Annotated in this window: 6 protein-coding genes; 3 read left to right on the forward strand and 3 right to left on the reverse strand. The window is 38.7% G+C overall.

Translation table 11 applies throughout. The features are described 5' to 3' along the window. Positions 1 to 22: 22 nt before the first annotated feature. From G440_RS0109730 to G440_RS0109740, 3 genes are all read right to left on the reverse strand, one after another. Positions 23 to 2620 carry a T9SS-dependent M36 family metallopeptidase gene (locus tag G440_RS0109730; RefSeq protein WP_026451132.1) on the reverse strand — a complete coding sequence of 866 codons (2598 nt, stop codon included), beginning with the start codon at positions 2618 to 2620 and terminating at the stop codon, positions 23 to 25. A 282-nt stretch (positions 2621 to 2902) separates the two neighbouring features. Continuing rightward, complete coding sequence (locus G440_RS19780; protein ID WP_084426703.1) at positions 2903 to 5494, reverse strand: T9SS-dependent M36 family metallopeptidase; 2592 nt, start codon at positions 5492 to 5494, stop codon at positions 2903 to 2905. A 121-nt stretch (positions 5495 to 5615) separates the two neighbouring features. Then, positions 5616 to 6947, reverse strand: coding sequence for a deoxyguanosinetriphosphate triphosphohydrolase (locus G440_RS0109740; RefSeq protein ID WP_026451133.1), 1332 nt, complete (start codon positions 6945 to 6947; stop codon positions 5616 to 5618). 176 nt (positions 6948 to 7123) lie between these two features. Here G440_RS0109740 and G440_RS0109745 point away from each other — a divergent pair, with 176 nt between their 5' ends. From G440_RS0109745 to G440_RS0109755, 3 genes are all read left to right on the forward strand, one after another. After that, complete coding sequence (locus G440_RS0109745) at positions 7124 to 9949, forward strand: TonB-dependent receptor (RefSeq protein WP_026451134.1); 2826 nt, start codon at positions 7124 to 7126, stop codon at positions 9947 to 9949. A 105-nt stretch (positions 9950 to 10054) separates the two neighbouring features. Then, positions 10055 to 11320 carry a hypothetical protein gene (locus G440_RS0109750; RefSeq protein WP_026451135.1) on the forward strand — a complete coding sequence of 422 codons (1266 nt, stop codon included), beginning with the start codon at positions 10055 to 10057 and terminating at the stop codon, positions 11318 to 11320. Between the two features lie 343 nt (positions 11321 to 11663). After that, positions 11664 to 12878, forward strand: a complete 1215-nt coding sequence (locus tag G440_RS0109755) for an OprO/OprP family phosphate-selective porin (RefSeq protein WP_084426693.1) — start codon at positions 11664 to 11666, stop codon at positions 12876 to 12878. Positions 12879 to 12922 lie beyond the last annotated feature (44 nt).

A 12922-nucleotide genomic window follows, 5' to 3' on the forward strand; every position in this document is an offset into this window, starting at 1 on the left:
TATGTCAAACTAACTTTTATTCTTAGTTGATAATCAACTTAGTTGTTTGTGAGCGATTCGCACCGTCAATCTGCATTATATAAATACCCGAATTTAGACCGGTTGCATTGATAGTTGCTGATTGATGGATTTCAACTTTTTGATTGAAAACTTTTCTTCCATTCATATCAAAGATTGAGATGGTAGCTTCACCTACATCCACACGAGACTTAATATTAAGTTCTCCGTTTGAAGGATTAGGATATACAACAAAAATATTTTCAGTGTTGCCGTTGTCAGAAACTCCTAATTCACAATCTGCCGGAACGTCAAATGCTTCTGTTCCGTCATTCTTGCTGTTTGAGCTTCCTTGACTCGCACTTACACCAAGACCACGCTTGGCAAAAGCACGCCAAATAATACATCTATTTGCACCACCATTAACAAGTTCGTCAGCTTCTAAAATAGCGTCACGCCCATCAACAAATCCAGGGCTACAAGCTTGAAGCTTTAAGCCGTCCATAACAAGTTGTAAGGCAATGTTATTTCCACCTGTTCCACTTTTAATATCTGGATCAAAACCGTATTCGTCAATCAAATCCCAAGTTAAATCCCAAAGCATCGTTGCCCATACAGAACCAACTCCGTGGGGCGCTACTTGAGACTTTATACTATTATAGGTAAAGTTGTTTACATCGAAGTCAGGACTATATTTTTTTGTTCTTATTCCTTTTCCTCCTATTCCTTCACCTACAACATAGGTTGCAATTCCACGCGAAAAATCTCTTGTCTCGTTAGGCTTCATGGTTATCATTAGTGCAAAATAATCACTCCAACCTTCACCCATTTGCTCTTGATTTTGAAGACAGTTAGCTTGAGCAGGACCGCCTGTTAAACGGTTAGAGATACCGTGTCCATATTCGTGAGCAACAATAACATTGTCAAGATCACCGTCTCTTTGGAAAGGATCATTTCCAGTACCGTCATCTTTTAGTGTTGCATTAATTGTGTCTCCATCTAAAAGAGAAGTGATTAAAGCTTCTCCATCTGTTTGATAGATCATAACTGCAGGAATAGTGATAGATGAACCGTTTCCACCCATAACTATTGGATCTCCACTTACATCGTTCACAACTATTACAGCAACTGCACCTGCGTTTTGCGCACCCAGAACTTTAACATTATAGCTACAGGTACCTCTTCGGATAACTGCAATATTTCCATCCAAGTCGGCAGCATTGGTAATAGTACCACAACCGTCTGTAGGCTCGCCACTATCGTCATTAACAACAACCAGATCTGCTGTTATTCCAGACGTTGGAACTGGTGGTGCAAAATTTGAATCAAAAGCATAATACTGTCCTGCTAAAGGCCCGTCATTTACGGTAAGATAAGGAGACAACACGGATCCTGGGGCAGACCAAAGATACATTTGCATTCTTGGTGCACCACCATCTGGAGGTGTAGCAAAATTAGCATTGTTCATTCCACTTCCATCTTGTGCATCTGCAACAACGAAGTCATTACCGGCACCACCATTGCCGTAATTATTTTTTTGAAAGTTTCCACCTTCCTCATCAAAACCATAATGATACATAATATCATGAATCATGTTATTCATGTAAAAAAGATTTGTAATGGCCCCATCCTGAAAAGCTAGTGGCGAACGAGGAAGCTCAAAAGGAAAGTCGAATGTAAGTGTTGGACCACCATCGGCAGTGGCGCCAGGACCGTTATTACCGTTTCTATCTTCATTTGCCAATACATTATTACCACGTGTTACTTCGAATTCTGGTCCAGGAACACCATCATAGTCATGCCATCCAAAAGGAGAAGCAATAGCATCTGCAGGATCTGTAACGATAGCGTCTGATCCTTCGTTAGGAGAAATTAAAGGTAATGGGAAAACTCTATATGAAGCACCATCTCCCAATGTGCGCGCTGCATTTTCCACTTTCTTGTTTCCAAAAAGAACACTATCCATAGTACCGTGATCGTGTGAACCTTCGGCACCGTCAAAGTTACAGCTAACAACCCAGTCGTTCGTTTCCAAAAGTGTTCCAGTAAGTGCGTCTATACGTACATTATAATAGTGGCTTGCGTCCTTAAGATAAATACTTAAATCCCAAGCTAGTTTTAAAGCGCCTGTCTCTTCCACTCTTTGGTAAACCAATTCTACTGGAATATTCTCAAGTGAAATGTTTCCGTTTGAAAAGATATAGCTGTTGTCTGAAACAGCTTCAATTAAATTAAGGCTTGAAGGATTTTCAAGTCCCAGTGCATTTGCGGCCTTCGAAATAGCATTTACTGCGGTGATAGAAGGAGATGATGCGTTAATCTTTGCTGCAATATTCTCCGTAAACGATAATTTCGCACTTATAACCTCGCCATCTTTTAAGACAAACGGAGAAGTGGAATTATACACCTTAATACCATTATGGCGCTGCTCTACATATAAGTTTTGAACTTGCATGCTTTTCGAGAAACTCTGCGAAGCAATTGAAATGTCTGATACATCCTGCTGCTTTAGGGAATTTTCTGTTAAATTTTGTTGAAGATACGTTTTTACCACCCCATTGTAATCCTGTGCAAAAGACAAGTTTACAGCAAAAATGATAAGTAAGTAAAGAACTTTTTTCATAAGTTTAAAATTAAGTTTTAGGTAAGTAAATAATCGGTAATTTGATAAAAAATTGATAATTTAAAATGTTTTATTTTAGAATTGATAAAAATATCATAAAACATGTGATAAAGCCCGCTACAAAATGAGTTTTAACATTTTAGCAGTTCAAAAATAGACGTTATTTCGATTTTTGTTCTTCAAAACGATAATGTTCCACGCTTTTTTCATTTTTACAGTCGAAAAAAAAAAGAGGCCTCCAAAAAAGACCTCTTTCTATTGTTTAAGGAATATTAAACTGCTTTAATTTATAATCAACTTGGCCGTTTGAGTAAAACCACCCCCATCTATACGTATTAGGTAAATACCTGAATCCAGTTTATTGGCATCAATATTTCTAATATAGTTTAGTTCTAGCTGCTGGTCAAAAACTTTTCTTCCATTAACATCAAAAATGGAGATAGTAGCATTGCCAACATCCAATTTAGATTTGATGTAAATTTGTCCATTAGAAGGATTGGGGTATATAATAAAGTTATTGTCAATACTTCCGTTGTCATTTACTCCCAAATCACATTCCACTGGCACATCAAAAGCTTCGGTGCCATCTGTTTTACTATTAGAACTACCCTGACTGGCACTAAGGCCCAGACCTCTTCTAGCAAAAGCACGCCAGATTAGGCATCTATTTTCACCGTTATTGGCAATTTCATCGGCTTCAAGAATAGCATCCCTGCCATCCACAAATCCTGGGCTACACGGTTGCAATTTAAGACCGTCCATTACTAATTGCAGCGCGATATTATTACCACCAGAACCATTATAGATATCAGAATCATAACCATATTCATCAATTAAATCCCAAGTCATTTCCCAAAGCATGGCCGCCCATACGGAACCTACCCCGTGGGGAGCAACTTCTACTTTTATACTATCATATGTATGCGGGTTTATTGTAAAATCGGTACTATAAGGATACGTTCTAATGCCATTGGGATTTCCTGATGCGTAAGAAGCCATACCGCGTACGTCTTCTCTTTGATCCCCATCATAAATAGTCATGACTAATGCCAAATAATCGCTCCAGCCCTCTCCCATTTGTTCTTCATTTTGAAGACAACTCGTATTAAACCTACCACCGGTAAGTCTATTTGATATCCCGTGGGTATATTCATGAATAACAATTTCAGCATCAAGATCCCCATCAACACCAATAGGTACATTAGTTCCGTTTAATGTTCCGTTTACTGAATTTGAATCTTGTAATTCGGTAATTATAGGTTCCCCGTCAACATCAGAAATTGCAAAAGCAGGGATTGTTACTTGACATCCCACATCTCCGCCCCCCATAACAGGTGGTGTACCCGCTTCATTATTTACTATAATTACGGCAACGGCACCATTATTTTCGGCTGCCAATACCTTAAATCCGAATTCACATTCACCTCTTCTTATCACTGCAATTTTACCATTGAGAGCGCCACCGTTGGTGATATTGTCACAACCATCGTGCGAATCAGTAGAAGTACCGGCATTATCATCTTCTATTAACACCAAATCTTGGGTCAAATTTAGGGGAATACCAGCGCCAAAATTTGCAGGAACACCACTATAGACCCCTGCCAATGGGCCACTATTAATCGAAAAGATATCTGCAATGGGGCCACCACCACCACTCGTCCAAATATACATCTGCATTCTTGGACTACTCCCATCTGGCGGAGTTCCAAAGTTGGCATTATTGGTTCCACCGCCGTCTTGTGATTCAGCGTTTACTGCGTCATTTCCATTACCGCCATTTCCATAAGTATTGTGTTGAAAATTTCCACTAGTCTCATCAAAACCGTATTGATAGGTTATATCGTGAATTTTATTATTTAAATAAAATAGATTTACCGTGGAAGCCTCTCTAAAGCTGGCTGGAGATTGTGGCAAATTAAAAGGAAAATCAAAATTCAAGGAAGGACCGCCGTCAGGAGAAGGTCCTGAATTGGTATCACACAAATCCGCATAAGCATAGGCATTATTTCCTCGTGTAATGGTATATTCTGCACCCTCAACACCATCCGTATCATGCCATCCAAAAGGAGAGGCTGTGGCATCTTCAGGAGTTATCACCAATGTATCCGGTCCATCATCAGGATTTCTCAAGGGCAATTTAAAAACTCTATATTGCGCATCGACCAGGATGGGTCTTTTAACTAAACCTTGGTTTTCAAACAAAACGCTTTCGTTATTTTTTGAAACATTGGGCTTTGTAGAAAAATCGGGAAGCTCGCACTGCGAAACCCAATCCATCTTCTCTAAAAGCGCTCCTGTTACAGCGTCAATACGAACGTTGTAATAATGGCTCGCATCAAGCAAATAAATACTTAAATCCCAAGCTAACCTAACAGCGTTCGTGTTCTCAATTTTTTGATAGACCAACTGCACGGGGATTTTCTCCAATGAAATATTGCCATCGGAAAAGATAAATTTATTTCCTGGTTCCGTTGTAAGTAAATTCAAGCCAACAGGTGAACCCAATCCCAGTGCTCCGGCAGCTTTTGAAATCGCCATCTCTGCGGATATTACTGGAGTGCTTGTGTTTACTTTTGAAGTTAGATCTTGAATAAAGGAAATTTTAGCCGTAACCACAGCCCCAGCTTTTAAAACAAAAGGCGAAGTAGAATTGAACACCTTAATACCGGCGTGACGCTGCTCCACATAAACGGTAGTAGCCTTTAGGCTACTGGAGTAGCTTTCAGAAGCAACCTGAATATCAGCGACATCTTGGGCCTGTAAGGAAAATTGTGATAGATTATTTTGCAAATACGATTTTACCGTGGAAGAATACTCTTGCGCAAAGGAAAAATTGAATGCAAAAAAAACTATGAAGTAGATAATTTTTTTCATAATAATTTTAAGTTTAATTAAGTAATGACAAATTAAAGTCATTTTGCAAACCTAAAGTTATCACAAAAACACCGCTTCACATGCAAAAAAATTAGTATTTAACACAAAAAATAAATTTTCCTTATAAATTTCCCTTTATTTTTTGGAAAATCTGAAGTGCGTTTCCATCCGTCAGTCGGGAAATATAGCTGCAACATTCCATCAAATATTCATAGACTGATTGGGTGCTCGAATGATCACTGGCCAACATTTTCAGCAATAATTTGTCGTAGTGACGCGCCTGTCCATTATGTTGATTTTCAGAAGCTGTGGTAAATGCCTCTAATAAAGTTGTAAGGATGGTATACCCCGCAATTTCCTTTTCCCTTACTTCAGTGCTTTGATAGACCTTTTCAACACTTATTTTTATGATGTCATCTACCTGAACCTTGTATTGACTTTTATCTAATAATGCTTCGGAAAAAGTACCGTTCAATATCGCTTCCTCATTTTCAATAAAAATAGTAGTCGCCTCAGAAATTAAGGTGTTGATAGCCAGAGAACGAAGGTATGCCAATCTATTCTGTGAAGTTGTCAATCTTGAATAGACATCCTTCTTCAACGTATTCCTTACTAAATTGATTAAATATTCCAGTGCTATCTCTTCTTCAATCAAGCCTAGATTAATTCCATCTTCAAAATCGATAATAGTATAACAAATATCGTCTGCAGCTTCCACTAAATACGTTAATGGATGGCGCGCAAAACCATCTCCATTATTTCGGGACAGCAAACCAAGTTCTGAAATTACATCATTAAAAAAAGCTAGATCACTTTGAAAAACCCCATATTTTTTGTCCGCAACGTGGTCTGTAGGTCTTTTGGGAAGTGACTCTTTGGGATATTTCATAAACGCTCCCAAAGTCGCATAAGTCAACCTTAGACCTCCTTCAACCCCATTTTTAGATTCGGTTAAAATTTTAAAGCCGTTGGCATTTCCTTCAAAATCTACCAGATCCTGATATTCCTTTTCAGTAAGCATATCCCTAAAACGTTTCCCATTTCCGTTAAGAAAATAATCGCCAATCGCCTTTTCGCCACTATGTCCAAATGGTGGATTCCCAATATCGTGCGCCAAGGCAGCGGCAGCGACAATTGCGCCAAAATCATTGAATTGATACCCGTGTGCTTTCTCTAAATGCGGATGTTTTTTAAGAATTGCCTTCCCCACCGCTCTTCCCAACGATCGACCAACAACTGAAACTTCCAAACTATGGGTCAATCTTGTATGCACGAACGAAGTTTTTGAAAACGGAATTACCTGCGTCTTATCCTGTAAACTTCTAAAGGCCGAAGAAAAAATAACACGGTCGTAATCCACTTCAAAGCCCAAGCGGGTTTCGTTCTCCTCCGCACGTAATCTTTTGTTTTTATCTCCGTGCTTTCGCAGTGAAAGCAATTGTTCCCATTGCATCATAGTTGTAAGAAATTTGGAAGGCAAGATACTATTTTCAAAAGGGAGGACAATGATAAATTTTCGGCTTGTTGCTTAACCTTGGGCTAACGCTTTAATGACCCAATGGTAATGCGCAATTAACACTCGCTTTACATCGTGGGGGTTCCTTTGCACAAATAAATCAAACGACAAAAATGAAAACTACTATTAAAGCTTTATTCTTCTTTTTAACTTCCATTTCAATAGCCCAAACCGGTTCTATTGTTGGAAAACTTACAGATACCGAATACAATAACGAACCACTGCCATTTGCAAATGTTTTTCTAAAAGGCACCTCAAAAGGAATAACCTCAGATATTGATGGCTTGTATTCCTTGGAAAACGTAAACCCAGGAACCTATACTGTAGTTTACAGCTATATTGGGTATGAAACTGTAGAAATTCCCGACGTGAAAGTAATTGCCGAAAAAGTAGCAAATATCGATGTGCCAATGGGCGCCAGTGCAGCAGCTTTGGATGAAGTGGTAATTAAAACCACAACGCGTAGGGAAAGTGCAGTTGCTTTATTGCTAGAACAGAAAAAAGCGGTCGGCATTTCACAGTCCATTGGCGCAGATGATCTAGCCAGAAAAGGGGTTGGCGATGCGGAAGGTGCTGTCACTAAAGTTACCGGAGTTAAAAAACAGGCCGGGATTAAAAATGTCTTTGTTCGCGGATTGGGCGATCGCTACAATTCCACAACTTTAAACGGACTGCCGTTGCCTTCTGAAGATCCTGAATACAAAAACATCTCCTTAGACTTTTTCGCTTCTGATGCTATTGAGAGCGTTGGCATCAACAAAACCTTTTCCGTGCCGCTTTACGGCGATGTTGCAGGCGCAAATATAGATATCGTCAGCAAGGAGCTTCACGGGCCTGGAAGTTTGCAATTTTCAATTTCGCCGGAAGTGAATTCCCGTGCAATTGATAAACAGTTTTTAACAATGGACAATGCTAGATACATCGGCAATATTCACGAAACCCATCTGCCGATAACCAATTTGGGAGTTCATTCTTTTGATAACAGCTTTAAGCCAAACACCCAAAATGCGCAGCTTAATTCCAGTTATTCCCTTTTAGGCGGGACACGTTTTGATATTGGGAAAAATCGTTTAAGCCTTTACTTCGTTGGCAATTTGGATAACAATTATGAATATCACCAAGGAGCTTCAGATAGAATAAACGCAGCAGGTGGATTTAACCAGCAACTTCAAAAAACCGAATATAATTACAACATCTCAAAACTGGCGATGGCGAATGTGAAATTCCATTTTCAGGAAGGTGATTACATTGCGGTAAACAGTATGTTCATTAAAAGTAATAGCCAAAGCATTGCTGATTATTACGGACTAAAAGCTGGTCTTACCGAAAATGACGAACCTGAAAATCCAGTTCGTGCTTTTATAAGAAGACAGCAGGAAAACGAAAACAATCTTTTTGTAAATCAGATTTTAACTTCGCTCATACTTTCAGAAAATCTAAGTTTGGAAGCCGGAGCTTCATACAATACCATTCGCGGTTACGAGCCAGACCGAAGAACCAACACCTATGTTATTGATGTAAATACTGATGTTGCGCGAGCTGCTTCGGGCAGTGCGCTAAACAATCGCTTTTATTCAAATCTTGAAGAAAATGACTTGGCTGGAAAGCTCTATTTAGATTACGCTTTAAACGGGAAAAATGAAACCAGCAAAAACAGCCGAATCCGTTTGGGCTATAATTACAGAAATACGGACAGAACTTTCAATTACACCCAAATAAACTACATTTTCGACAGGCCAGCCGTTGTTGATATTGACAATCCAGACACTTCACTTTTTAACCAGGAATCCTTAAATAATGGAATCTTTAGATTGACAACCAATCGCGGTGATGGTCGCGATGGGAAAAACCCCTTTATCCCCTTTTCTTATGAAGGAAATAGAACGATTCACTCAGGTTTGGGGGAAATAAGCTATGATTTTTCTGAAAGATTTTCTGGAAACATAGGACTTCGCTATGAAAAACTAAAGCAAGAAGTAAATTTTGACACCAACCTTGCCACTACAAACGATCCAAACACCGACCCTTCACTAATTGATGAAAACTTCGTTCTGCCAAGTTTCAGCCTGAAATACAATTTCACCGAAAACAGCATTGCGCGTTTAGCTGGAAGTAAGACTTACACCATTCCGCAGTTTAAGGAAGTAGCGCCATTTCTTTATGAAGATATAAGTTTCAATAGTTTCGGAAATCCCGATTTATTAACAGCAGACAACTATAATCTCGATTTAAAATATGAATACTATTTCAGCCGAAATGAAATCCTCGCAATTACAGGGTTTTATAAAAACATCAAAAACGCCATTAACCGTATTGAAGTGAATTCCGCTGCAGGAGAGCTTTCCTATGTAAATACGGGCGACGCAAATGTCGCTGGGATTGAACTTGAATTGAGAAAGGATATTCTAAAACTTTCAAACGATTCAGGTTCTGAGAAAACTTTGACTTTCGGTTTAAACGCTTCCTATTTATACTCAAACCAAAAATTGGAAGACGTACCGACGGACAATCTTAGCGTTCGTTTCACCAATAAGGAAGATGAATTGGAAGGTTCTTCCCCTTTCATTTTGGGTTCGGATTTAACGTTGAATATAAAAAATGAAAATAGTGCGATTACCAGTTCCGTAGTTTTTAACTACAACAGCAAGAGCATTTATTCCTTAGGAACTGGTGGCGATGATGCAAACCCAGGATCTGGAAAAAATAACATTATGCTTGCTGCCATTCCTACTTTGGATTTCATCAACAAAATTGCCATCAATAAAAACTTCGGAATCAAGCTTAACATTAAAAACATATTAGATCCTGAATACAAATTGACGCAAGAAGTAAACAATATTGGAGTGCCAAACGCCACATTGCCCAACGGACAGGAAGTTCCTGTTGAAACCTATAAAAGAGGCGTGAGTTTTAGTGCTGGCGTAACTTATTCATTCTAAAAGAACAATTAACCCAAGCATAATATTAACCTAAGAATAAGGAAACAAGACAAGAGTTTCTTTGTATTAAACTTTAAAATCAACAATCAAAAACATTAAAAAAAAATGAAAAAACTATTTTTATCAAGCTTTGTAATTGCAGCCCTACTAATTAGCAGCTGTAGTAAAGATGACAGTAGCGACCCAGTTGCTGTTACTTGTAACGACGGAATTCAAAACGGAACTGAAACCGGGATAGACTGCGGTGGTTCGTGCGAACCTTGTGAAGTCCAAGCCGAAAAAGACGGGATAATTAGTTCCCAAGACGATCCAGATTTGGATGCTGCAGACCTTAAAGGAAATGTTACCGCAGATGTAAGTCTTACCAACGATACGGTTTGGATTTTAAGCGGCCCATTGAGTGTGAAAGCAGGTGCTACTTTAAGCATAGAGCCGGGAACTACAATTAAAGCCGTTGCAGGTGGAACCAACATTTATGTAGTGATTGAGCAAGGCGCGAAAATTAATGCCGAAGGAACTGCAACTGCTCCAATTAGATTTACATCGAATGCTTCAAATCCACGCTCTGGCGATTGGGGAGGAATCCTTTTAATTGGGAAAGCACCACTAAGCGGCGGCGGAACAGCTACTACCGAAGTTGTAGATCTAACCTATGGAGGAACTGATGTAAATGACAATTCCGGAGTAATGAAATACGTTGAAGCCTCTTACACCGGCGCCAGAATAAATGGCGATAAAGAATTCAATGGAATTACTTTTTACGGAGTTGGAAATGAAACCGTAGTGGAAAATATAGCGGTATTTTATTGTGATGATGATGCTTTTGAGTGGTTTGGCGGCACTATAAACGTAAAAAACCTAATGGCCGTAAACATTAAAGACGATATGTTTGATTGGACCCAAGGCTGGACTGGAACAGCGACTAATCTATATGGGTTACGTGAAGCTAGTTTCACATCAATAACTGAAGATCCTCGTGGCTTGGAAGGCGATGGAAACCTGGATGGAAATTCACCAGGAGACACTGGACAATCAAACCCAACAATCAACGGGTTAGTATTGATAAATGGATCTATCGTTGAAATGGCAGATATGATAAAGGTGCGTCGTGGAAGTGGTCTTACTCTGACCAATGCCTATGTAGCATTTGCGAATGAAGATGCAAAAGCTTCAGATTTTATTGATCTGCAAGACAGCAAAGGAGATGCAAAAGGTGCTTCTCTAAATATTTCGATTGTTGGGAATGCATCTTCAGGACTTGATATAGCAGACATCAAAACCACTCCAAATGCCACGATAAACGTGATAGATGGTTTAGTCCCGACAGTTAGTCGAGATCTTTTTAACTGGACCGGATACGTTTTTGAATAGAAAATTGAATTAGCAAATGTCAAAACCTAGTTTTCTTTGGAAGCTGGGTTTTTCTGCTTGTTGATTATTTCAATTTTAAGTGAAGTGCATTTAAAATCACTATTAAAATAACAATTTACTAATAATGTGTTTACAGTCAATAAGCACGCATTTCGTTTCTTTGAATAGGCTTTTTAAGCAAATTTAAAATCGTTTAGTTTTTGTCGACTAGATTTTAAACCGGGTTTCATTTAAAGATGGAGCCCTTTTTTTATTAAAAAATCACAACTTTTTGTTCCGCTTAACATTCAGATAACATTAAAATCAGTTCTTTACACCGACAAAAACTAAAAATTGATTTTTAATGCTTCACAAGTGCTTTCTAAACGGACTCTTGATGTTTTTCTGTTCTTTGGTGTTTTCGCAAGAGGATCCCAAAAACCCTTTTTCATTTAAATGGGACAACGGTTTTAAACTTACAAGCCAAGACAACCAGTTTGCCTTAAAATTTGGTGGACGCATAATGGTGGATCACGCCTATTTTTTTCAAAGTGATGCACTTACTAAAGCCTATGGACCGTTAATTTCAAAAAGCGGAACCGAAATTAGACGTGCGCGTTTGTTTTTCTCAGGTGATATTTATGAAAACACACATTTTAAATTCCAAGCAGATTTTGCGGGAAACAACGTCAATTTAAAGGACGTTTACATCGGGTTCAGCAATTTGCCTATAGTTGGAAATTTGCAAATAGGACATTTTAAGGAACCGTTCCGTCTTTCCACCTTAACTAGCAGCAAGTTTACCACCTTTATGGAACTCGCTCAAAATGAAGCATTCTCCCAAACTCGCAATAATGGAATTATGGTGCACAATGACTTTTTAGATGACAGATTATCAGCCCAGCTCAGCACTTTTCGAAATGCCAATAACACCAGTGACGATGTTTTTGCGGATGATGGATATATAGTAACAGGAAGGATTACGGGTTTAGCCATTAAAAATGAGAAGAAAAATCAGCTCCTGCATTTAGGGCTGGCATATAGTTATCGCCAACCCGAAAGCAAGGAATATTTAGTTTCGGCAAGACCTGGTTCCCATCTTGCACCCAAATATATTAGTACTGGAATTCTAAAGGATGTTGATGAGATCAATCTTATCAATTTTGAAACAGCTTATATCAACGGACCTTTTTCGTTTCAAGGGGAATATTTAAACGCAACGGTGAATACAGCTATAAGCAGACTCAATTTTTCAAATTATTATGCAGAAGTAAGCTATTTCATTACTGGTGAAAGCAGAAATTACAAAAGTTCCTACGATGGTTTTGGACGAATAAAGCCAAAAAATAACTTCGGTGGAAAAAATAAAGGGGCAGGGGCTTGGGAAATTGCACTTCGATATTCGGAAACAGATTTAACAGACAAAAATATTATAGGCGGGAAACAAGGTGACATCGCTTTGGGCCTAAACTGGTATTTAAACCCTGTAACACGCTTGATGATAAACCATATTTGGGTAAACATTGAGGACCAAGGGAATGCCAATATTTTACAGGGCAGAATACAAATCGACTTTTAAATAGCACAGTTAACAATTTGGTAACAATCAGTTTTATTTAATAA

It is taken from the genome of Aequorivita capsosiphonis DSM 23843 (genome assembly GCF_000429125.1).
GTDB lineage: Bacteria > Bacteroidota > Bacteroidia > Flavobacteriales > Flavobacteriaceae > Aequorivita > Aequorivita capsosiphonis.